This is a genomic window from Geodermatophilus sp. Leaf369 (assembly GCF_001424455.1).
GTDB lineage: Bacteria > Actinomycetota > Actinomycetes > Mycobacteriales > Geodermatophilaceae > Klenkia.
The window spans coordinates 63,868-85,526 of the sequence record NZ_LMQA01000006.1 but is presented as its reverse complement, the minus strand read 5'-3'; the positions used below and the strand labels follow the sequence as shown (position 1 = coordinate 85,526).

Here is a 21,659-nt window from a genome sequence, read left to right as displayed (position 1 = left end):
CTGAGGCTGCGCTGCCTCAAGCTTCGTATATTCGAAGGGCTCTTCGACAAACGAAGCTACGAGTGGCCGGGGTGTGTGTCAAGGCACAGCCCGGTCCCCGCGGGCCGTCAGTCCGGGACCACGCGGCCCAGCGACCGCTCGACCTGGGCGGCCGTCTCGCGGATGTGCTCCAGCCAGGCCAGCTGCTGGTCGGGGGAGCGGTGCGCCTCCAACGCGGACAGGTGGATGGCGGCCACCACCCGGTCACCGGCGTCGCGCACCGGCACCGCGATGCCGACGATCCCGGCGTAGGACTCCTGGTCGCTGACCGCGTAGCCCTGGTCGGCGATGCGGTCGAACTCGGTCGCCAGGGCGTCCGGGTCGACCAGCGTGGCCGGGGTCAGCTGGGGGAGCGGCCCGGCCAGCGCCTCGTCGCGCAGCTCGGGGTCCAGTGCGGCGAACAGCTTGCCCACCGACGTCGCGTGCAGGAACAGCCGCTGGCCCAACCGGATGTCCAGTGCCATCGCGCGTGGACCGACCACCCGGTCGGTGTAGGTGACCCGGTTGCCGAACCGCTCCGCCAGGTAGACGTCTTCCCCGAGCGAGCGGGCCAGCTCCTGCAGGTGCTTGCGGGCCAGGCCACGGACCTGCAACGCGTCCATGATGCGGATGCCGTAGCGCACGGCCCGACCGCCGATGGAGTAGCGCAGGTCCTCGCTGACCACGGCGGCGTCGGACCCGACCAGGCGCTGCAGCAGGTTGTGCGTGCTGCTCAGCGGCATGCCCATCGCCTTGCTGACCTGGGTCACGGTCATCCCCGCGGACTCCCCGGCCAGCAGCTCGAGCACCTCGAAGATGCGGGACAGGCGGTCCTTGGACTCTCCGGTTGCTCCGGTCACCGGCCCATCCTCGCCGACGACGGGGCGGACGGGGGCCCGGGTCGATCGCTCACCCCGCCTGCCCGACCGAGCCGCCGGCGACCAGGTCGTCGACCTGCGCGGGGGACAGACCCAGCTCGGCGAGCACCTCGGCGGTGTGTTCCCCGACCCGGGCCGTCCCACGGTCCACGGCGGCCGGGGTGCGGCTGAACCGGGGAGCGGGGGCAGGCTGGACGACGCCGTCGACGGTGACGAAGGCGTCCCGGGCCACGGCGTGCGGGTGGGACGGGGCCTCGGCCATCGACAACACCGGGGCGAAGCAGGCGTCGGTGCCCTCCAGCAGGTCGGTCCACTCCTGCCGGCTGCGGGTGCGGAAGACCGCGGCCAGCCGCTCCCGCAGGGCGGGCCAGGCCGTGGTGTCCCACTGGTCGGGCAGGTCGTCGGCGGACAGCCCGATCAGGTCCAGCAGCACGGCGTAGAACTTGGGCTCCATCGCCGCGATCGACACGTACCGGCCGTCGGACGTCTCGTAGACGCCGTAGAAGTGGGCGCCGCCGTCGTTCATGTTGGACTGGCGGGCCGGGTTCCACTGCCCCCGGCCGGCGAGCTCGTACATCATCGTCATGAGCAGCGCTGAGCCGTCCACCATCGCAGCGTCGACCACCTGGCCACGAGCCGAACCACGGGCCTCGAGCATCGCGGCCAGGACGCCCAGCGCCAGCAGCATCCCGCCGCCTCCGAAGTCGCCGACGACGTTGAGCGGGACGACGGGCGGGCCGTCGGTGGGCCCGATGTGACCGAGCACCCCGGCGGCGGCGATGTAGTTGACGTCGTGTCCGGCGGACATCGCCAGCGGGCCCTCCTGGCCCCAGCCGGTCATCCGGCCGTAGACCAACGAGGGGCGACGGGCCAGGCACGGCTCCGGCCCCAGCCCGAGGCGCTCCATCACGCCGGGCCGGAAGCCCTCGATCAGCGCGTCGGCCCCGGCGACGAGATCGAGCACCAACTCCCGGCCGGCCGGGTCCTTCGTGTTCACCGCGATCGAGCGCCGGCCGCGGCCCAGCGCGCCGGTTGTCATCGCCGTCAGCCCGTCTCCCCGGCCGCCGGCCGGGACCCGGTCGACCGTGACGACGTCGGCGCCCAGGTCGGCCAGCAACAGCGCGGCGAAGGGGGCCGGGCCGAGCGCGGCGAACTCCACGACCCGGGTGCCGACCAGCGGACCGCTCCGGCCGGTCAGAGGAACGCCCAGCCCGGGCGGCCCGCAGTGCACTGCTCGAAGGCGACCGGGTCGATCGTCTGGTAGACCCCGAGCACCGTCTCGCCGTCGCAGGTGACCCGGCACAGGTGCTCGTCCAGGCCGCGCAGCCCGATCCGCTGCCGCAGGTCGGTGAGGTCGTAGGACTCGCCCTCGGTCATCGCCGGGCCGTCGTAGGAGCCCTGGTGGATGTCGCCGTCGGGGGTGCCGCCGTACATGCCGCAGCGCAGGTAGGCCGTCTGCTCGCCGATCCGCTCGTAGTGCAGCTGCCGGGTCTCCCCGGTGACCAGCCGGTAGTCCACGACGCCCTCGACGAAGACCTGGGTCTCCGGGTCGAAGCGCAGTCGGCGGGTCGGCTTGAGCACCTTGGTGGCACCCGGGGTGGCGTGGCCGAACGGGTAGTAGACCCGGTCGCCCCACAGCGTCCAGTCGGCGAAGGGCACGAAGGCGTTGCCGTTGACCCCCACGTGCAGCCGGCCCCCCAGCGACATGGTCGGGCCGCCGACGCCGCGGCCGGTGCCCCAGTGCCGGTCCCGGGTGCCGAACGAGCCCTCGCCGAGCTCGACCCGTTCGCCGTCGACCTCGACCCAGCCCGACACCGAGCCGAAGCCCTCGAACCCGGCCGTGACGTCGTTGCGTCGTCCGGACGGGGTGCCGTGCGCGGAGTCCGACAGCGGCTCGCGGAACACCTGGCGGGTGGTGTCGGTGAAGGTGAGGTCCCAGCTGATGCCCTGGTCGTTGGGCTCCAGCACGTACCGCCACTCGCGCAGGCCGCGGACGATCACCGGGGCGATCGGGCCGACCCGCAGGTCGGTCCGGTCCACGCCCAGGGGGCGGAAGCTGCGGACGGCGGTGTGCCTCCCGCCGCGGACGACGATCGCGTACGCCTCGGCCCGGTCGAGGTTGGGGTAGATGCTGCCCCCGGTCGCGACCATCACCTCACCGGTCGTGTCGTGGGCGATCATCCAGTAGCGCTCGTAGGCCCGCGGGTCGCCGGTCCAGGACACCCGCACCGGGTCCGGCGTCTGGTGGACCATGAAGTCGTCGATCGGGGACAGCGGGAACTGCTCGGCGAAGTGGTCGTCGCCGATGCTCAGGTCGGTCACGTGTCAGGCCTTCCGTCAGGTGGGGTCGGTGTCGACCCGGTGGCGCAGGTGGTCGCCGATCTCGGCACGGGCGGTGTCGCCGGCGGGGGAGTGCGGGAGGCCGGTGACCACCCGGGACAGCAGGGCCCGCAGCTCGCTGTTGCGGGTGGCCACGGCCACGGCGTCCAGCGGCTCGACCGCGGTCACGCTCGGGACCAGGGCGGGGTCGACCAGCGGGGCGGTGCGCCCGAGCAGGTCGGTCAGCGCGGCGTTGTCGGCGGTGTGGAAGGGCAGCTGTGCGGACCAGGAGCGCTGCACCTTGCCCAGCAGCCGGCGCACGTTGGCCAGCACCTCCTGGGACGCGGTGGACAGCTCGTCCTCGGTCTCCAGCACGTCCATCAGGCGCAGTGCGCCGACCAGCTGCTCGTCGATGGTCGGGTGCACGGTCAGCTCCTCGGTCCGGTGATGGCGGTCAGCAGGGTGGACAGCACCCGGCGGGTCGGCCGGTAGGGCTCGTCGGCGCGGCCCTCGAGGAACGCGCGCAGCCCGCTGACCTGCATCACGGCGGTCTTGAACGTGGAGAACACGACCCACCAGCGCAGCTCGTCGGGCTCCACCTCCAGGCCGGTGGCCGCGGTGTAGCGGGCGACCAGGTCGGCGGCGGTCCAGCTGCCCTCGATGAGGTGCTCCCCGGCCCGCAGTGGCTGGGTCACCCAGCCGAGGTCCTCCAGCGGGTCGCCCAGGTGCGCGAGCTCCCAGTCCAGCAGCGAGCTGACCCGGTCGCCCTCGAGCAGGATGTTGCCGGGCTTGAAGTCCGCGTGCACCAGCACGGTGCGCCGCGAGGGGCGGGCCCGGGACCGCAGCCAGTCGATCGCCAGGTCCAGCTCGGGGTGGGCCTCGAGCTGGTCGTGCCGGAGCACCTGCTCCCAGTGGTCCAGCTCGTGCAGCGCGGCCTGCTCGCCGGGGTCGGTGAGCACGTCGGTCAGGCCCAGCCCGCGCCAGTCGGTGGCGTGCACGTCGGCGAGCAGGTCGCAGAACGTCTCGGCCAGCGCCCGTCGCGCGGGCAGCGGGCGGTCGCCGTTGACCACCCGGTAGTCGCAGGTGCCGGGCTCGCGGCGCATGAGCAGCGAGGGGCTGCCCAGCTGCCCGCCGGTGGCGTCCAGCCAGCGCACCCGCGGGGTGGGCAGCGGGCTGGGCTCCAGGGCGCGCAGCACGGCGAACTCCACGGCCCGGCTGGTGTCGACCAGCCCGCCGTCGGGGTCGCTGCGCAGGATCAGCGGCTCGCGGTCGTCGGGGCCGGGCCCGACCAGGTCGAACAGCCAGTTCTCCCGGGAGCGCCCGGCACCGGCGCGGCGGAGGTCGGCGATCCGCGTGCCGGCGGTGCCCTCCTGGGTGGCGAGGAAGCGGGTCAGCCGCTCGAGGGTGGTGGAGCCGTCGTCGGTCGCGGTCTCTGTGACGGTGGTCGTCACGCGGGGCCTCCCAGGGCGTCGCGGTGGTCGGGGGCGGCGATGGCCGTCAGGGCCTGCGCGCGCTCGGTCAGGCTGCGGCCGCGCAGGTCGGCGGTGCCGTGCTCGGTCACGACGACGTCGACGCCGGACCGGGGGGTGGTGACCGCGCCGGCGTGCAGCCGGCGGACGATCCGGGACTCCTGGCCCGAGCGGGCGGTGGCCGGCAGCATCACGACCGCCAGCCCGCCGGTGGAGCGCTGGGCGGCGCGCAGGAAGTCGGGCTGCCCGCCGATGCCGGCCACGTAGCCGCTGCCGAGCTCCTCGGCGTTGACCTGGCCGGTGAGGTCGACCTGCAGGGCGGCGTTGACCGCCACGAAGCCCGGGGTGCCGGCGAGCACGTCGGGCCGGTTCAGCTCGCCGACCGGGACGATCCGCACGCCGCCGGTGGCGACGTGCTCGTAGAGCCCGGGGGAGCCCGCAGCCTCGCTGATGACGACGGCGTCGGGGTCGGTGGCCAGCGCTCCGGCGGCGGCCAGCTCGCACAGCCAGTCACCGACCAGGGTGGAGCGCACGCGCAGCCCGCGCCGTCCGCGCAGCGCGGCGGCCACCACCGACGGCAGGACGCCGACACCCAGCTGCAGGGTGGCGCCGTCGGGCACCAGGCCGGCGACGTGGGCGGCGATCTGCCGGTGCACCTCGCCCGGCGTCCCGCCCGTCACCTGCGGCTGCGGACGGGAGGTGGGCACCGTGGCGGTGAGCTGCGAGGCGTGCACCCGGGGGGCCGTGGTGTGCGGCAGCTGGTCGTTGACCTCGGCGACCACGGCCCGGGCGCCGGCCAGCAGCTCCCAGGTGTGGTCCACGGCCAGGCCGAGCGAGTGGTACCCGTCGGAGTCGGCGGGGGAGACCTGCACGACGACGACCACCCGGCCGGCGGCCCGCCGGGTCAGCTGGCGGGGCACGTCGGAGAAGTGGCAGGGCAGGACGGCGACCCGGCCCTCGGCGGCGAGCCGGGCCAGCGGGCCCATCGCGCCGAAGGAGACCAGGGACAACCCGGCGGCCTCGGGTCGGCGCAGCGCCCCGGAGTGGCTCAGGCCGACGAACACCTCGACGTCGGTCAGCGACGCCGCGGCGTCCACCAGCTGCTCCAGCAGCGGCGTCGGCTCCCCGGAGCCCTGCGCGACGACGACGAGGTCACCCGGGCGCACGACGTCGGTGATCCAGCCGGCGGTCACAGCACGGCCACCGGGGTCACCGGCGCACCGGTCGACCCGACCAGCGGCAGCGGGGCCAGCACCACCAGGAAGGTGGACCGGTCCTGCGCGGCGAGGGCGGCGGCGAGCTCGGCCAGCACCACGTTCTCCAGCAGCGGCACCCCGTGCTGGTGCAGCAGCACCAGGTGGGCGGGGAAGCCGGCGGTGGCCGACTGCTGCTCGACGGCGTAGTTGTCCGCGCCGACCACGGCGACGTCCCGCTCGGCCAGCCAGCGGGCGGCGTCCTCGGTGATGCCGGGCTCGTCGGCGAAGTAGTCGGCGGCGTCCCCGCGGGACTCCAGCCAGCCGGTGCGCACCAGGACGACGTCCCCGGGCTCGACGGTCACCCCGGACTCGGCGATCCCCCGTTCCAGCTCGGCGACGCCGACCGGGGCGCTGGGTGCCAGCGGCCCTCCGGTGGCGGCCACCAGGTCGACCAGCACCCCGCGGGTGAGCACCGGGACGAGCTTCTCCGCGCCCAGCCGACCGGCCCCCCGGGTGCTGCGGGTGCCCGCCTGCGGGTGGCCGTTGTAGAGCTCCTCGCCCGACCAGGCGTGCGAGAGCGCGTCGAGGTGGGTGCCGCTGTGCGTGGCGAACTGCACGGTGTCCTCGGCGAAGCGGAAGCCACCGGGGGTCCGGGCGCCCAGGGCGTAGTCGCCGGCGTCCCGGTCCATGAAGCGGGAGGGCCGGTGCCGGTGCGGGGGGCCGGGGGTGCCCGGGCCCAGCGGCATCGCCAGGGAGAGCGTGCGACCGGACCGGACGAGGCCCACCGCCCGCCGGGTGACGTCTGCGGTGACCAGGTTGAGCGCACCGACCTCGTCGTCGGCACCCCAGCGTCCCCAGTTGCCGGTCACGCGGTCTCCTCGAGTCGGGCGGTCACCAGGTCGGCCGCGTCCTGCTGCAGGGTGCGCCGGGCGAGCTTGCCGGTGCCGGTGCGGGGGAGCTCGTCGACGACCGCGGCCACCCAGGGCACCTTGTAGCCGGCGACCCGGTCCTTGCTCCACGCGATGAGGTCCGCCGCGGTCAGGTCCGCCGAGCGGGAGACGACGAAGGCCACCACCACCTCGTCGCGGGAGGGGTGCGGGGCGCCCAGCACGGTCACCTCGACCACGTCGGGGTGCGAGGCGAGGAAGCTCTCCACCTCCGCGGGGGACACGTTGATCCCGGAGGTCTTGATCATGTCGGTGGTCCGGCCGACGAAGGAGACGACGCCCTCGTCGTCGACCACCATCCGGTCGCCGGTGCGGTACCAGCCGTCGGAGGTGAAGGCGGCCGCGGTCGCGTCGTCGTCCCCGAGGTAGCCGGGGGTGACCCGGCCGCGGACCTGCATCTCCCCGGGCTCACCGGCCGGGAGGACCTCGCCGTCCGCGCCGACCACCCGGACCTCGACGCCGGGCAGCGGTCGGCCCTGGGTGGTCACCCGCACCTCCAGCGGGGTGCGGTGGTCGGTGACGCAGCAGTTGCCGTAGGTCTCGGTGGCCCCGTAGACGTTGCACATCCCGGTGATGCCGAGGTCGACGACGGCCCGGCGGACCTCCTCGGGGCGACCGATCGTCGCCCCCGTGCGCAGCGACTCCACGGCGCGCACCTGCGGGGCCACCGCCCCGACCAGCGCGTCGACCATGGAGGGCAGCAGGTAGGCCACGGTGACCTGCTCGGCGGCCATCAGCCCGGCGGCGTCCTGCGGGGTGAACTGCTCCTGCAGCACGAAGCAGGCGCCGTGGCTCAGGGCGTTCATCAGGGCGTTGGCGCAGCCGAAGCTCCAGAACAGCGGCGAGCCGAACCAGACCCGGTCCGCGGCGGTGACGCCCATCCGCTCGCCGATGTGGAAGCCGTTGAGCACCAGGTCGCGGTGGCAGAGCGGGACCGCCTTGGGGCGGCTGGTGGAGCCGGAGGTGTAGAGCACGAAGGCGGGGTCCTCGCCCCGGGCGGCCGGCTCCCGCGTCGTCGGGGTGGCCGTGGCCGCGAGCGCCGTCCAGGACGTCGCACCGGCCGACACCCGGTCGCCCAGCACCACCACGTGCCGCAGCGCCGGGAACCGGTCGCTGTGCCAGCTGCCGTCCGCGGACCCGGTCAGCTCGGGCAGCAGCGACTCGAGCTCGCCCAGCAGGTCGCTGCCGCGCACCCGGTCGGCCAGCACCAGGACCGAGGCCGCGGAGCTGGCCAGCAGGTGCTGGAGGTCGTAGGCCTTGACCCAGGTGTTGAACGCGTCGACCCGGGCGCCCAGCGTCATCGCGCCGACGGCGATCGGGACCCAGGAGGCGGTGTTGGGGGCCAGCAGCGCCACCGTGTCCCCCGGTCCGACGCCGAGGCCGGCGAGAACGTCGGCGGCCAGGTCCGCCTGGGCGGAGAGCTCGGCGTACGTCCAGCGGGTGTCCCCGGCGACCAGGGCCGGCGCGTCCGGGGTGCCGGCCGCCGTGACTCGGAGGAGCTCGGGCAGCGTGGTCGCGGTCGGGACGGGCGTCATGCCGGGACCTCCTGGCGATGGTGGTGTTCGCGAAATCGAATGACCCTTCGAGCTCTCGCAAAGGTACGCAGCCGGACTCGGCACGGTCAAGGCGCTGCGGGGCGCCTTGTGTCCCAGGTCTCGGTGGGTTCTACTGGGCATAGTTCGAAGCACCATTCGACATCACGAAGCCCGTGAGGGCCACCCGGCAAGGAGACGCTCCGTGACGAGCGACATCTACTCGAAGAGCTCGCAGCGCAAGGTCGCCGCAGCCTGCATCATCGGCAACTTCCTGGAGTACTTCGACTTCGCGCTGTACGGCTTCTTCGCCGTCGCGATCGGGGCGGCCTTCTTCCCCGGGGAGTCGGCCAGCGTCCAGCTGCTGTCCTCGCTGGCGGTGTTCGGGGTGGCCTTCGTCGTCCGCCCGCTGGGCGGGCTCGTCTTCGGGCTCATCGGCGACCGGCACGGCCGCCGGCTCTCGCTCTCGCTGTCCATCGTGCTGATGGGCCTGGCCACCGCGCTCATCGGCGTGCTGCCCACCTTCGCCCAGGTGGGCATCCTCGCCCCGGTCCTGCTGGTGCTGCTGCGCTGCATCCAGGGCATGTCGGTGGGTGGTGAGTGGGGGGCCAGCTCGGCCTACCTCATCGAGACCGCGGCCCCGGGACGACGCGGGGTGCGGGGCAGCTACCCGTCGATGGCCGCGGCCCTCGGGCTCGTCGGCGGCGGACTGCTGGCGCTGCTGTTCGGCCTGCTGCTGTCGGAGGACGCACTGGCCACCTGGGGCTGGCGGATCCCGTTCCTGCTGGCCCTGCCGCTGGCCATGGTGGGTCTCTACATCCGCCGCCAGCTCGAGGACACCCCGGTCTTCCAGGCGCTGGAGTCCGGTGGCGAGCGGCCCAAGGCCGTCTGGCGCGACGCGTTCAGCCGGCACCACGCCAAGGCCCTGCTCATCACCTTCTGCTTCTCCTGGATCTGCGGGGTGGGCCTCTACTACCTGGGCTCCTACGTCGTGAACTACCTGTCGACGACGGTGGAGCTGCCGCGCACCGAGGCGGTGCTGCTGGCCTCGCTGGGCCTGGCGGTCTACGCGGTGTTCTGCCCGATCGCCGGGCGGCTCTCCGACCGGTTCGGCCGTCGGCGCACGGTGCTCTTCGGGTGCCTGGGCCACGCCGTCCTCGGCATCCCGGTGTTCCTGGTGCTCAGCGGCGGCAACCCGGTGCTCGTCGTGCTCGCGCTGGTGGTCTACGCGGTGTTCCAGGCCCCTATCAACGCCAACACCTCCCTGATCCTCATCGAGATGTTCCCGGCCTCCACCCGGCTCACCGCCGGCTCCGTCGGGTTCAACCTCGGTGTCGGGGCGCCCTCGGGCTTCGGCCCGCTGATCGGGGCCGCGCTCGTCGTGAGCACCGGCCTGGACTACGCCCCCGGGTTCTTCCTGGCCGGCGTCGCCGTCATCTGCGGGCTGATCCTCTGGCGGCTGCTCCCCGAGACCGCCGGGCGTGACCTGCTCGCCGAGCACGACGCCACCCAGGACGCCCCCCGCGCCGCAGCGGCTGCTGCGGCAGCGGCGGCCGCCGAGGTCGGCGCACCGTCCCGGTGACCATGCCGGTGGTGGAGCTGGCCGCGCACGGCGGCCCGGAGGTGCTGGTCCCGGCCACCCGTCTGGTGCCCGTCCCCGCCGCGGACCAGCTCCTGGTGCGGGTGGGGGCGTGCGGGGTCTGCGGCCACGACGCCCTCGCCCGCCGCGGCCTGCTCGCCGCCCCGGTCGGCAGCGTGCTCGGCCACGAGATCGCCGGCCGGGTCGAGGCCGCCGGGGCCGACGTCACCGGGTGGGTCGGCCGACGGGTGGCCCTCGTGCAGCGCATCCCGTGCGGGGCGTGCGCGGAGTGCGCCGCCGGCACCACCGCCCGCTGCCGGCAGGGGCCCGGCTTCTACGGCGAGGACCTGCCCGGCGGCTACGCGGAGTTCGTGCTGGCCAGCCCGCTCAACGCGGTGCCGCTGCCCGACGAGGTGGACGACGTCACCGGCGCCCTGCTCTCCTGCGCCGTGGGCACCGGGCTGAAGGCGCTGCACACTGCCGGCGTCCGGGCCGGGGACGTCGTCGTGGTCACCGGGGCCGGCGGCGGGGTGGGTGTGCACACCGTGCAGGTCGCCCACCACCTGGGCGCCGTCGTCGTCGCGGTGACCGGGGACGCGGCCAAGGTCCAGGCGCTGCGGGAGGCGGGGGCCGACGAGGTCGCCGTCCGCCCCGACGGCCGCGCGCTGCGGGCGATCGCCGCCCGGCTGGACCGGCCGCGGGGGGTGGACGTCGTCGTCGAGACCACCGGGGCCCCCACCTTCGCCACCGCGCTGCGGTCGCTGCGCCCGGGCGGTCGTCTGGTGCTGGTCGGCAACACCGTGCCCGGCGAGCTCCCGCTGGACCCGGGGCTGGTGATCGTCCGGGAGCTCGCCGTGCTGGGCTCGGCGCACGCCACCCGCGCCGACCTGGTCGAGGTGGTCGAGCTGGTCCGGCGCGGCGTCGTCCGCCCGCTGGCCGCCCGGGTGTGGCCGCTGGCCGAGGCCGCCGCCGCGCACGCCGCGCTCGACGCCCGCTCCCTCGTTGGCCGGGCGGTCCTGCGGCCCTGAAGGGGTGGCGTGCCGTTCTGTGCGGTGGCCGGCCGTTGCAACGACCCGCCACCGCACAGAACGACCCGCCACCCCGCCCGACGCGGGTCAGACCCGCGCAGCCGCCAGCTCGGCGAAGGTGTCGGACACCCAGTCGGCGACGAACACGCTGACGTGGGGCAGGTGGTCCAGGCCGATGTGCTCGGTCGCGCCCTCCTCGGGGGTGAACACCCGCAGCTCGCGCTTGGGGGAGTTGACCGCCTGGTCGTAGGACCGGTGCGCGTACTCCAGCGGGATCTGCCGGTCGTTCGCCCCGTGCGCGATGAGGAACGGCACGGTGATGTGCTCGACGACCCCGTCCAGGTGCACGTCGTCGGCGAAGTCCAGGAAGGCGTCGAGGTGGTGCTCGTCGCCCTCGATGCCCCACACCCACAGCACGTGCGACCAGTAGTGCGGCACCGGGCGCTCGCCCTCGCGCTCGGCCCGCCGGCGCTGCACGGCGCCCCAGTCGTGGTTGGCGCCCCAGGCCACGCAGAGCGCGAAGCGCTTCTCGAACGCGGCCGCCCGAGGGGAGAAGTAGCCGCCCAGCGACCAGCCGACGATGCCGATCCTCGTGGTGTCGACGTCGGACCGGCCCTCCAGCCAGTCCACGGCGGCACCGGCCCACACCTCGGTGTCGATCCGGGCGGTGATGCCCTGCAGGCGCAGCGCCTCACCGGTCCCGGGCTGGTCGAGCATCAGGCAGGAGATGCCGCGCTCGGCGAGCTCGTGCCAGAAGCCCGAGGAGTACATGTGCTCCTTGGTGGAGTCCAGCCCGTTGACCAGCACGATCACCGGTGCCGGGCCGTCGTCGGTGGCCGGGGCGGCGCTGAAGTAGGCCGGCAGGGTCTGCCCCTCGTAGGGGATCTCCACCCGGCTGACCCGCGGGCTGTGCAGCTCGAACGCCTTCTCCGCCAGCTCCAGCACCCGCCGGTAGGTGGGCACCCGGTCGGGGTCGGTGTGGGCGAGCATCCGCTCGGCCTGGCACAGGTAGTTGGTGGCGCGGGAGTACAGCTGGCCCGCGGTGCGGGTGTGGCCGGCCTTCTCGGCGTCCTCGGCCTGGCCGACCAGCTGGTCGGTCAGCGCCCGCCAGGCGCGCAGGAAGTCCGACGTCCCGGCGTCCTCGCCCTGCTGCGCGGCGTCCTTGATCGGCCGGCAGGCCCGGTCGACCTCGTCGATCAGGCCGCCGGAGTTGAGCGTCGCGACGACGCCCAGGTTCCACACGTAGTTGCCGGGGAAGTACTCGAACACGGGGGTGTCCTCTCAGGAACGGGTGCGGGTGCGGGGGCGTGGCCGGGCGGCGGCGACCGGGGGCAGCTCAACGCCGGCGACGACGGTGTTGCGGATGGTGCCCAGCCCCTCGACGGTCATCTCGACCACGTCGCCGGGCTGCAGGGAGGGCAGCGACTCGGGGCCGCGGCGGCCCCACAGCTCGGCCAGGCAGCCGCCGTTGCCGCAGGTGCCCGAGCCGAGCACGTCGCCGGCCCGCACCTCGGTGCCCCGGGAGGCGTAGGCGATCAGCTCCTCGAACGGCCAGCCCATGTTGGACAGCAGGTCCTGCCCGACCAGCTCGCCGTTGACCGACACCCGCATGTCCAGGGCCAGGAAGCCCTCGTCGTCCCGGTACGGCTCGAGTTCGTCGGCGGTGACCAGGAACGGCCCGAGCGTGGTGGCGGAGTCCTTGCCCTTGGCCGGGCCGAGGCTCACCTGCATCTCGCGGCGCTGCAGGTCCCGGGCCGACCAGTCGTTCAGGACCGTGTACCCGAAGACGTGCTCGCGGGCGGCCTCCGGGGTCAGCGAGGCGCCGTCCGAGCCCACAACACCGCCGACGACCACGGCGACCTCCAGCTCGAAGTCGAACCGCTGGCACCCCGGCGGCACGGCGACGTCGTCGTGCGCGCCGTGCAGGGCGTAGGGGTTGGTGAAGTAGAAGGTCGGCGCCTGGTACCACTCGGGCACCACCCCGGCCCCCATCCCCATGCCGGCGACGACCCCCTCGACGTGCTCCTCGAAGGCGACGAAGTCGCGCACCGTGGGGGCCTCCAGCGGCGGCAGCAGCCGGACGGCGTCCAGCGGCACGGCCGGGCCGTCCAGGGCCTGCTCGCCGGCGGCGATCGCGGTGGGCAGTCCGGCGCGGACCAGGTCCAGCACCGTGGTCCCGGGCAGGGCGTGGACGCCGGCGTCGGAGACGACCCCGGCGGAGACCTCGCCGTCGTGGACGTACGTGGCGAAGCGCATCAGACGGGAGGGGCCACGAAGAGGCCCGTGTCCGGGTCGTTGAACGACTTCTGGGCGACGAACTCGTTCATCGCGTTGGCCGTGCCCCACTGGTCGCTGACCTCGGGGTTGCTGAAGTCGTAGAGCGAGGGGTGCCAGGTGTCCTCGTCGACCAGGTCGAGCTCGGTCGTGTACTCCACGGTGTTGCCGTGCGGGTCGAGGAAGTAGGAGAACGTGTTGTTGCCGGCCATGTGCCGACCGGGACCCCAGATCTTCTCCACGCCGGCGCGCAGTGCCCGGCCGGTGCCGCGCATGTACTCGTCGATGCCGCGCAGCTCGAAGGAGGCGTGGTGCAGGGAGGCGTGCGGGCCGCGGGCGACGGCCATGCTGTGGTGCCAGGCGTTGGTGCGCATGAACCACATCATCGAGCCCATCCGCGGGTGCATCAGCGTGTCCGACAGCGCGAACCCGAAGTGCTGCTCGTAGAACGCGACCGTCTTCTCCGGCTCGGTGGAGTTGAGCACCACGTGCGACAGGCGCACCGGGATCGACTCGCCCTCCTCGATCCTGCGGTGCTCCCGGACGGCGACGTCGGCCGAGACCTCGACGGTGCGGCCCTCGTTGTCGAAGAACCGGAAGCCGTAGCCGCCGCCGGGGGTCTGCAGGTCGGTGGGCTCGTGCACGAGCTGGACGCCGGCGGTGGCCATCCGGGCGGCCAGGGTGTCGACGTCGGCGGCGGTCGCGGCGCCGAAGGAGATCAGGTCGATCCGCTTCTCGCTCGCCTCGCGCAGCCGGACGACGTAGGCCTCCGGGCTGCCCTCGGCGGCCAGGAAGGACAGCCCGCTGTCGGTGGTCTCCTCCTTCAGGCCCCAGGTGTGGGTGAAGAAGTCGGTCTGGGTGCGCAGGTCGGGCACGGCGAGGTCGACGTGCCGCAGGTGGGTGATCAGGCGTTCGGTCATGACGGTCTCCTGGCGGATCAGGCGGGCTGGCTGACGAGGGTGGCGACGCTGCGCATGAGCGCCGGGATGTCGCCCTGCACGTGGTCCAGCTGCCACTGGGCGAGCTGGTTGGAGGCCTCCACGACGGTGCGGGCCCGCTCGACCCGGCGGTCGTGGAAGGCGTCCCAGAGGTCCTGGTCGAGGACGTCGCGGGTGGTCAGCAGGTCGCCGAGCACGGCGGCGTCCTCCAGTGCCTGGGCACCGCCCTGGGCCACGGTGGGCGGGCAGGTGTGCGCGGCGTCGCCGATGACGACGACCCGGCCGCGGTTCCACGGGGCGGCCAAGAGGTGGGTCTCGAACCAGGTGTAGTTGACCCGGTCGGGGTCGGTGAGCGTCTCGCGGATCTCGTCCCACGGACCGTGGTAGGCCCCGGCGAGCCCGCGCATGGTGTCCAGCTGCTCCTGCGGGGTGAGCGTGGAGCGGTCCTGGGCGTCCTCGACGATGTAGGCGTAGACCGAGTCCTCCCCGGTGGGGCAGTAGCCGGCGATGTAGGCCGGGCCGCCGTAGAAGAGGTCGGTGCGGGTGACGCTCTCGGGCCGGGGCCCGAACGCGCGCCAGATGCCCATGCCGATCGACCGGGTCTCCAGCCCGATGCCGAGCATCCGGCGGGTCCAGGAGCGGACGCCGTCGGCGCCGACGACCAGGTCGTAGCGGCGGGAGGTGCCGTCGGAGAACGTGACGTCCACGCCGTCGTCGTCCTGGGTCAGCTCGGTCGTGGTGGTCGCGTACCGCACCCGTACGCCGACCTCGCGGGCCCGGTCGTGCAGCAGGCCGGCCAGGTCGGGCCGGGTCATGCCCATCGCGGCCGGGTAGTCCGGCCCACCGGTCCGGGCGTCGGGGACCTCGAACAGCACGGTGCCGGCGGGGTCGGGCGCCCGGATGCCGGTGACGTCGAAGGGGTAGCCGTGCTCCCGCGCCTGCTCCCACACGCCGAGGTGGTCCAGCTCCCGCAGGGCGTTGCCCTGCAGGGTGATGCCGGAGCCCAGGGCGTGCGCGTCGGGCTTGATCTCCACCAGGTCGACGGCGACCCCGGCCTGGGCCAGGTGCACCGCGACGGCGGCCCCGGCCAGCCCGCCGCCGATGACCAGGACGTCCTGCACTGCGCTCACGGGGCTCTCCTAGAGGACGGCGATCGGGGCCACGGGGGCACCGACCGCTCCGGTGACGGGCAGGGGTGCGGCCGCGAGCAGGAACTCGTGCACCCCCGTGGTGGCGCAGTCGGCGGCGAGGGCCTCGAGGTCCCACATCTCGCCGAGGAACAGCCCCAGGTGCGGGATGGCGACCTGGTGGAAGGGCTGGAAGGTGGGGACGGCGAACTCGCTGGGCCGGACCTCCACCCCCCAGGTGTCGGTGGCGACGGCGGCGACGTCGTGCTCGCGCAGCCAGTCCAGGCTGGTGAACGACAGCCCGGGGGACTCCCCGCCGGCGTAGTCGCCCCAGCCGGTGCCGGCGGCGATCGAGCGGCGGGCCCGGGCGAGCCGGCCGGTACGGACCAGCAGCAGGTCGCCGCTGCCGACCTCGACGCCGGCGGCGGCCGCGGTGGCGTCCAGGTGCGCGGGGGTGATCGCGAACCCGTCGGGCAGCTCGGCGCTCGCGGGCTCGAGGTGCCGGGCGACGTCCAGCAGCACGCCGCGGCCGACGAACCGGCCGGCGGTGGTCTCGATGCCGGTGGTGTTGTCGCCCTCGCTGGTCACGATCGCGCCGGCCCGTCGGCCGTTGTACGCCAGGCCGTGGTCGAAGATGTGGCCCAGGCCGTCCCACTGGGTCGAGGCCTGCAACGGCATGGTGACCATGTCGTCGGCTCCGCCGATGCCGTGCGGGAAGGCGGGGATGCCGGCCTCGGCGTCCAGGCCCGTGCCGAGCATGGCGTGGACCGGGTTGACCCGGCGCAGCCAGCCCTTCTGCGGGCCGTCGGTGTTGAAGTGCTGGGTGAGGTCGAAGCTGGCGCCGCGGCGGACCAGGGCCGCACCCTGCACCCGCTTCTCCGGGGTGAGCAGGTTGAGCGTGCCGAGCACGTCCTCGGCACCCCAGCGGCCCCAGTTGGAGACCCGGGCGGCCGCGGCGGCGATGGTGCCCTCGGGGTCCTGCGGGTCCAGGTGGGCGTGGTTCGGGCTGGGCACGGCGGGCCTTCCTGTCGACGGTGACGGGGACGAGGATGTGGCACGCACCACCATCAGGGAAGTCGCCATCACTGATGGCCCGGATCGACCCGGCTGATGACCTGGCGGGCTAGCCTGCCGCCGTGAACGTGGCCAACCTCGACCTGAACCTGCTGGTCTCCCTCGACGCCCTGCTGCACCAGCGCAGCGTCACCCGGGCCGCGCAGCAGGTCGGGCTGAGCCAACCCGCGCTGTCGGCGGCGCTGGCCCGGCTGCGTCGGCACTTCGGGGACGACCTGCTGGTGCGAGTGGGCAACGAGAACCGGCTCACCCCGTTGGCCGAGCAGCTGCAGTCGCAGTCCCGGCTGGCGCTGCAGTCGGTGCACCGGGTCTTCACCGCCCAACCGGCCTTCGACCCGGCCAGCTCCACCCGGGAGTTCACCCTGCTGCTGTCGGACTACTGCGTGGCCGTGCTGGGCAGCGCGCTCACCGAGCTGCTGGGTCAGGAGGCCCCGGGGGCGCGGTTGAAGTTCGTGCCGCACAGCCCGGACATCGTGGCCCGGGCCGACCAGGCGCTGCTGGCTGCGGACCTGCTGCTGCTGCCCCGCGGGTTCCTCGACGACCTGCCGGCGATGGACCTGTTCACCGACGACTGGGTGCTGATCGCCGACGCCGGCAACCCCGAGGTCGGGGAGGCGGTCACCGTCGACCAGCTGCGCGAGCTGCCCTGGGTGACGGTCTACAGCGGGCAGACCGCCTCGACCCCGGCCACCCGGATCCTGCGCATGCAGGGCATCGACCCGCACGTGCAGGTCGTGACCGAGGCCTTCCTGACCGTCCCGGGCCTGGTCGCCCGGTCGCCCCGCATCGCGGTGCTCCAGCGCCGGTTGCTCGGGCTGCTGCCGACCACCAGCGCGCTGCGGGTGTTGCCCGCCCCGGTCGACCTGGGCCACCTGGTGGAAGCGGCCTACTGGCACCCGGTGTATGCCCGCGACCCCGAGCACAGCTGGCTGCGGGACCTGGTCCTCCGGGCGGCCCGGCAGGTCACCGCGCCGGGGTGAGCTCCTGCCGGCGCACGATCTCGGCGATCCACACCGGCGCGAACGGCGCCGTGCAGCCTCTCGGGGTCGGGTAGTCGGCCAGGACCTGCAGCCGCTCGCCGATCGCGACGGCCCGCTCCCGGTGCGCGGGGTGCTCGATGCCGATCTGGGCGAGGCAGTGGTTCATCGCCCACTGCAGCCGGTCGGGGGCCGCGGCCATCCGGGCCTCGATCTCGTCGAGCAGGCCGGGCAGGTCCAGTCCGTCGGGGGCCTTCGCGACCCGGTCGGTGGTCAGCGCCCAGCCGGCGCTCTCGACCACCGGGTCGGCGTCGGCCAGCCAGCGCCCGCGCAGCTCCTCGACGTGCGGGCTCTTCTCCACGACGTGGTCGACGAGCCAGCCGTGCACCTTGGGCAGGCGGGCCTCGCGCAGCATCGTGTCCAGCTCGTCGAGCGAGAAGTCCCGCGGCCGGCAGACCAGCACCGCCAGCAGCCGTTCGTCGGCGTCCCCGGTGGCCCACAGCTCGAGGGCCAGCGGCTGCTGGGTCTTCAGCCGCTTCGCCAGCCCGCGCAGCCCGGTGAGGTTGACGCCGTGGTCGTCCCCGTGCCGGGCGTTGACCGCGCGCATCCGCGGGTCCTCGAGGGCAGCCAGCTCGGCGCGCACCTCGGCCAGCGTCACCTGCGGCGGGGGAGTCCGGGCCATGGTCTGTCTCCTCGGTCGACGTGCCGGGACGCTAGCGTGCCGGGATGACGAGCAGCCAGGGGTTCGGTCCGCACAGCCGCGGTGTCTGGTGCTCCGACGCCGGCCCCGGGACGGCACGTCGGCTCGGCCTGGCCGGCTTCGACTGGGTGGCCCTGGACATGCAGCACGGCGTGTACGGCCGCACCGAGCTGCTCGAGGTGGCCCGCGGCTGGCACGGCGTGCCCGCAGCCCTCGTCGTCCGGGTGCCGTCGTCCGAGTTCACCGGCATCGGGCTGGCGCTGGACGCCGGGGCGGCCGCCGTCGTCGTCCCGCAGGTGGACTCGGCGGAGGAGGCCCGGGCCGCCGTCGAGGCCGCCTCGTACCCGCCCCGGGGACGACGCAGTGCCGGGCCGCTGGCGCCGACCTGGGGCGAGCCCGCCCGGGCGACGGACCCGCTGTGCGCGGTGATGATCGAGTCCGCCGCCGCCCTGGCGTGCGTCGAGGACATCGCCGCCGTCCCCGGTGTCGGACTGCTGTTCATCGGACCCAACGACCTGTCGCTCTCGCTGGGCACCACCGTCGCCGGGCTGCTGGACGACCGGTCGGCGGACTCCGCGCTGGACCGGGTGCTGGCCGCCGGCCGGGCGGCCGGGGTGCCGGTGGGCGCCTACGGGGGAGACCCGGCGACCGCGGCCCGGTTCGCCGAGCGCGGCATCGACTGCCTCGCCGTCGCCACCGACCTGTGGGTCACCGCCGCCGGCGCCGAGGCCGCGCTGCGCTGAGGGCCGGGGCGACGCAGGGTGGGGGCATGAGCGTCTCTTCTCCCGTCGTCGTGGTCACCGGTGCCAACGGACTCGTCGGCGCCGCCGTCTGCCGGGCGCTGGCCGAGCGGTCCGCGCAGGTGCGGGCCGTCGTCCGCCGGCCCGGCACCGCCCCGGTGCTCGACGGCGTCACCGAGCACGTGGGCGACGCCGCCGACGCGCTCGGCGGTGCCGATGCCGTGGTCACGACCGTGCACCCGATGGGCTCGGACCGCGACGAGCAGCACCGGGTCGGCGTCGAGGGCACTGCGCGCCTCGCCCGCGCGGCCCGCGACGCCGGCGTCGCGCGGCTGGTGCACGTCTCGACCGCCGGGGTCTACGACCGTTCGGCCGGGCTGGGCGACCTCGCCGAGGACGCCGCCCTGCTGCCCGAGGGCAGCGGCGACTACCCGGACACCAAGAACGCAGCCGACGTCGCACTGGCCGAGGTGGGTGGGCTGACCACCGTGCTGGTGCGCCCGCCGGCGATCGCCGGGGCCGCCGGGACGTCGGTGTGGAATACGCTGCGCCCGCAGGCCTTCGTCGACGGCGACCGCAGCGTGAACCCGGTGAAGAGCTGGTCCTGGGTGCACGTCGAGGACCTCGCCGCGATGCTCGCCGACCTGGCCGTCGGCGCCGTCGCCACCTCCGACGACCCCGAGCAGGGCCCGGTCCCCGGCGGCACCACCCCGGTGCTGGTCGCGGGCGAACCGGCCATCTGGGGCGACTACCTGGGTGCGGTGGGCGAGGCCGTCGGCATCACCCCCGAGTGGACCGACGAGCCGGTGTGGACCGGGCAGCTGGTGACCGACCGGGCGCGCCGGTGGGGCTGGGCGCCGCGGGTGGGGCTGGACCGTGCGCTGGCCGAGCTCCGCCAGGGGCTCGCCCGGTCCTGAGCGGTGTCGGATCGTGACCTGACCGTCACCTGTGAGGTACCTGGGCAGCCCTAACGTCCTCGCATGACCACACCGGACGTCGCGCAGAGCGCGGGCCGCAGCGAGCTCAAGCGCTCGATCACCGCCAAGCAGCTGTACTTCTACGTGGTCGGCGACGTCCTCGGCTCCGGCATCTACGTGCTCATCGGCCTGGTCGCCGCGGCCGTCGGCGGGGCGTTCTGGATGGCCTTCCTGGCCGGGGTCACCGTCGCCACCGTGACCGGGCTGGCCTACGCCGAGCTCGTCACCAAGTACCCGCAGGCGGCCGGGGCCTCCCTCTACGTCAACAAGGCGTTCAGCAAGCCGGTCCTCACCTTCTTCATCACCATCTGCATGCTCTCGGCCAACATGGCCGCGGTCGGCTCGTTGGCCTCGGGCTTCGTCCGGTACTTCGCCGGGGTGATCGGGATGAGCGAGGACGCCGTGGTCCCCGCGCTGCTGATCGCGTTGGCCTTCGTCGCGGTCATCACGGTGGTCAACCTGATCGGCATCACCGAGTCGGTCGTGGCCAACGTGGTGATGACGTTCATCGAGCTCAGCGGGCTGCTGATCATCGTGGTCATCGGGGTGATCGCGCTGTTCCAGGGCGTCTCGGACCCCTCGGTGCTGCTGCAGTTCAGCGGTGAGGGGAGCAAGGCCATCGCGGTGGTCGCCGGCGTCTCGCTGGCCTTCTTCGCGATGACCGGGTTCGAGAACGCGGCCAACGTCGCCGAGGAGACCATCGACCCCTCGCGGGCGTTCCCGCGGGCGCTCATCGGCGGCATGATGACCGCCGGCGTCGTCTACGTGCTGGTGTCGATCGCCGCTGCGCTGGCGGTGCCCATCGACAGGCTGTCGGGCAACACCCTGCTGGAGGTCGTGCGCGAGGACCTCCTGCCGATCCCGGTGGGCGTGATGCTCGTGGTCTTCGGGCTCATCGCCATGGTCGCGATCAGCAACACCACGCTGGTCACCGTGGTCGCCCAGTCCCGGATCCTCTACGGGATGGCCCGCGAGGACGTCGTCCCGGCGGTGTTCGAGAAGGTGCACCCCACCCGCCGCAGCCCCTACGTCGCGCTGCTGTTCGGTGCCGCCGTCGTCGGCGCGCTGCTGGTGATCGGTGCGGTGATCCAGCTCAGCGGTTCCGACCTCGACGTGGTCGACCGGCTGGCCACCATCACCGTGGTCTTCCTGCTCTTCATCTACGCCCTGGTGATCGTCGCCTGCCTGAAGCTGCGCGGCAGCGACGAGACCGCCGACACCTACCGCGCCAACACCCCGCTGCTGGTCTTCGGGATCCTCGGCAACCTGGTGGTGCTCGTCTACACGCTCCACGACGACCCGGGTGCCCTGCTCTGGGTGGCCGGGCTGCTGGCGCTGGGCGTGGTGCTGTTCCTGGCCCAGTACGCGAACAAGAAGCGCACCGGCGTCACCCCAGCCACCACGAAGGAGCACTGACCGTGCACGTCATCGTCGCCACCGACGGCTCGCAGGCCTCCCTCGCCGCGGCCCGGCAGTTCCAGTGGATCGCCGACTCCCGGGAGATCACCCACGTCACCGTGGTGGCCGTGGTCAGCCCCTACGCGGCGGTGCCCTTCGCCAACGAGCTCACCGAGCGGCGCAACACCGAGCCCACCGACTTCAGCTTCCAGGACGACGCCGCGGCCGCCGTCGCGCACGTCGCCGCGGTCTTCGACGGCTGGGGCCCGACCATCCACACCCAGGTGCGCAGCGGCTCCCCGGCCTCGGAGATCATCCGGGCCGCCGTCGACACCGGCGCCGGGCTGATCTCGCTGGCCTCGGGCAGTCGCGGGCTGACCGCCACGATCCTGCTGGGGACGACGGCCTCCCGGGTGCAGCACTCGGCGCCCTGCCCCGTGCTGGTGTGTCGGCCGACGCCGGGCAGCCCGGGCGGTCGACCCGGCTGA

At 73.9% G+C, this 21,659-nt stretch carries 21 protein-coding genes; 7 read left to right on the top strand and 14 right to left on the bottom strand.

The features are described 5' to 3' along the window. Window positions 1-107: 107 nt before the first annotated feature. The 8 genes from ASG36_RS20900 to ASG36_RS20865 are packed head-to-tail and all read right to left on the bottom strand — an operon-like array spanning window position 108 to window position 8,362. The gene (locus ASG36_RS20900; RefSeq protein ID WP_055768964.1) at window positions 108-878 is read right to left on the bottom strand and encodes an IclR family transcriptional regulator; all 771 of its coding nucleotides are present in this window, start codon (window positions 876-878) and stop codon (window positions 108-110) included. 49 nt (window positions 879-927) lie between these two features. Beyond that, window positions 928-2,127 (bottom strand): CaiB/BaiF CoA-transferase family protein, encoded by a 1,200-nt coding sequence (locus ASG36_RS20895; RefSeq protein WP_255354663.1) that lies wholly within the window; start codon window positions 2,125-2,127, stop codon window positions 928-930. Continuing rightward, entirely contained in the window at window positions 2,091-3,218 is a 1,128-nt protein-coding gene (locus tag ASG36_RS20890) for a hypothetical protein (protein WP_082523396.1), read from the bottom strand. The genes ASG36_RS20895 and ASG36_RS20890 overlap by 37 nt, the downstream gene beginning before the upstream one ends. Before the next feature lie 15 nt (window positions 3,219-3,233). Next, window positions 3,234-3,641 (bottom strand): hypothetical protein, encoded by a 408-nt coding sequence (locus tag ASG36_RS20885; protein WP_055768961.1) that lies wholly within the window; start codon window positions 3,639-3,641, stop codon window positions 3,234-3,236. 2 nt (window positions 3,642-3,643) lie between these two features. After that, a complete protein-coding gene (locus ASG36_RS20880; RefSeq protein ID WP_055768959.1) occupies window positions 3,644-4,666 on the bottom strand; it encodes a phosphotransferase family protein in 1,023 nt (340 codons plus the stop codon). After that, window positions 4,663-5,877, bottom strand: a complete 1,215-nt coding sequence (locus ASG36_RS20875; RefSeq protein WP_055768956.1) for an acetyl-CoA hydrolase/transferase family protein — start codon at window positions 5,875-5,877, stop codon at window positions 4,663-4,665. The genes ASG36_RS20880 and ASG36_RS20875 overlap by 4 nt, the downstream gene beginning before the upstream one ends. Beyond that, entirely contained in the window at window positions 5,874-6,749 is an 876-nt protein-coding gene (locus ASG36_RS20870) for a cyclase family protein (RefSeq protein WP_055768953.1), read from the bottom strand. The genes ASG36_RS20875 and ASG36_RS20870 overlap by 4 nt, the downstream gene beginning before the upstream one ends. Beyond that, window positions 6,746-8,362: a class I adenylate-forming enzyme family protein gene (locus ASG36_RS20865; protein WP_082523395.1), complete on the bottom strand. Its 1,617-nt coding sequence runs from the start codon at window positions 8,360-8,362 to the stop codon at window positions 6,746-6,748. The genes ASG36_RS20870 and ASG36_RS20865 overlap by 4 nt, the downstream gene beginning before the upstream one ends. A gap of 202 nt (window positions 8,363-8,564) precedes the next feature. Between ASG36_RS20865 and ASG36_RS20860 the strand changes: the two genes are divergently transcribed. Both ASG36_RS20860 and ASG36_RS20855 read left to right on the top strand, forming a co-directional pair. Continuing rightward, complete coding sequence (locus ASG36_RS20860) at window positions 8,565-9,941, top strand: MFS transporter (RefSeq protein WP_055768950.1); 1,377 nt, start codon at window positions 8,565-8,567, stop codon at window positions 9,939-9,941. 2 nt (window positions 9,942-9,943) lie between these two features. Then, the gene (locus ASG36_RS20855; RefSeq protein ID WP_055769052.1) at window positions 9,944-10,966 is read left to right on the top strand and encodes an alcohol dehydrogenase catalytic domain-containing protein; all 1,023 of its coding nucleotides are present in this window, start codon (window positions 9,944-9,946) and stop codon (window positions 10,964-10,966) included. 87 nt (window positions 10,967-11,053) lie between these two features. Here ASG36_RS20855 and ASG36_RS20850 read toward each other — a convergent pair whose 3' ends face one another. The 5 genes from ASG36_RS20850 to ASG36_RS20830 are packed head-to-tail and all read right to left on the bottom strand — an operon-like array spanning window position 11,054 to window position 16,319. Beyond that, window positions 11,054-12,235: a S9 family peptidase gene (locus ASG36_RS20850; protein ID WP_055768947.1), complete on the bottom strand. Its 1,182-nt coding sequence runs from the start codon at window positions 12,233-12,235 to the stop codon at window positions 11,054-11,056. A gap of 12 nt (window positions 12,236-12,247) precedes the next feature. Continuing rightward, on the bottom strand, window positions 12,248-13,222 hold the full coding sequence (locus ASG36_RS20845) for a fumarylacetoacetate hydrolase family protein (RefSeq protein WP_055768944.1): 975 nt from the start codon (window positions 13,220-13,222) through the stop codon (window positions 12,248-12,250). Continuing rightward, window positions 13,222-14,160, bottom strand: coding sequence for a VOC family protein (locus ASG36_RS20840; protein ID WP_055768942.1), 939 nt, complete (start codon window positions 14,158-14,160; stop codon window positions 13,222-13,224). The genes ASG36_RS20845 and ASG36_RS20840 overlap by 1 nt, the downstream gene beginning before the upstream one ends. Before the next feature lie 17 nt (window positions 14,161-14,177). Further along, a complete protein-coding gene (locus ASG36_RS20835; protein WP_055768939.1) occupies window positions 14,178-15,308 on the bottom strand; it encodes an FAD-dependent monooxygenase in 1,131 nt (376 codons plus the stop codon). A gap of 9 nt (window positions 15,309-15,317) precedes the next feature. Further along, on the bottom strand, window positions 15,318-16,319 hold the full coding sequence (locus tag ASG36_RS20830) for a cyclase family protein (protein WP_235495401.1): 1,002 nt from the start codon (window positions 16,317-16,319) through the stop codon (window positions 15,318-15,320). Between the two features lie 122 nt (window positions 16,320-16,441). On the opposite strand from ASG36_RS20830, the gene ASG36_RS20825 reads away from it, so the two are divergent. Beyond that, window positions 16,442-17,359 carry a LysR family transcriptional regulator gene (locus ASG36_RS20825; RefSeq protein ID WP_055768936.1) on the top strand — a complete coding sequence of 306 codons (918 nt, stop codon included), beginning with the start codon at window positions 16,442-16,444 and terminating at the stop codon, window positions 17,357-17,359. On the opposite strand, the gene ASG36_RS20820 is transcribed toward ASG36_RS20825, so the two are convergent. Next, entirely contained in the window at window positions 17,343-18,038 is a 696-nt protein-coding gene (locus tag ASG36_RS20820) for a DNA alkylation repair protein (protein WP_055768933.1), read from the bottom strand. The genes ASG36_RS20825 and ASG36_RS20820 overlap by 17 nt on opposite strands. A gap of 44 nt (window positions 18,039-18,082) precedes the next feature. Here ASG36_RS20820 and ASG36_RS20815 point away from each other — a divergent pair, with 44 nt between their 5' ends. From ASG36_RS20815 to ASG36_RS20800, 4 genes are all read left to right on the top strand, one after another. After that, window positions 18,083-18,799 (top strand): HpcH/HpaI aldolase/citrate lyase family protein, encoded by a 717-nt coding sequence (locus tag ASG36_RS20815; RefSeq protein ID WP_055768930.1) that lies wholly within the window; start codon window positions 18,083-18,085, stop codon window positions 18,797-18,799. 26 nt (window positions 18,800-18,825) lie between these two features. Next, window positions 18,826-19,713, top strand: coding sequence for an NAD(P)-dependent oxidoreductase (locus ASG36_RS20810; protein ID WP_055768927.1), 888 nt, complete (start codon window positions 18,826-18,828; stop codon window positions 19,711-19,713). A gap of 63 nt (window positions 19,714-19,776) precedes the next feature. Continuing rightward, window positions 19,777-21,189 carry an APC family permease gene (locus ASG36_RS20805; RefSeq protein ID WP_055768925.1) on the top strand — a complete coding sequence of 471 codons (1,413 nt, stop codon included), beginning with the start codon at window positions 19,777-19,779 and terminating at the stop codon, window positions 21,187-21,189. Window positions 21,190-21,191: 2 nt separating this feature from the next. Continuing rightward, complete coding sequence (locus ASG36_RS20800; protein WP_055768922.1) at window positions 21,192-21,659, top strand: universal stress protein; 468 nt, start codon at window positions 21,192-21,194, stop codon at window positions 21,657-21,659.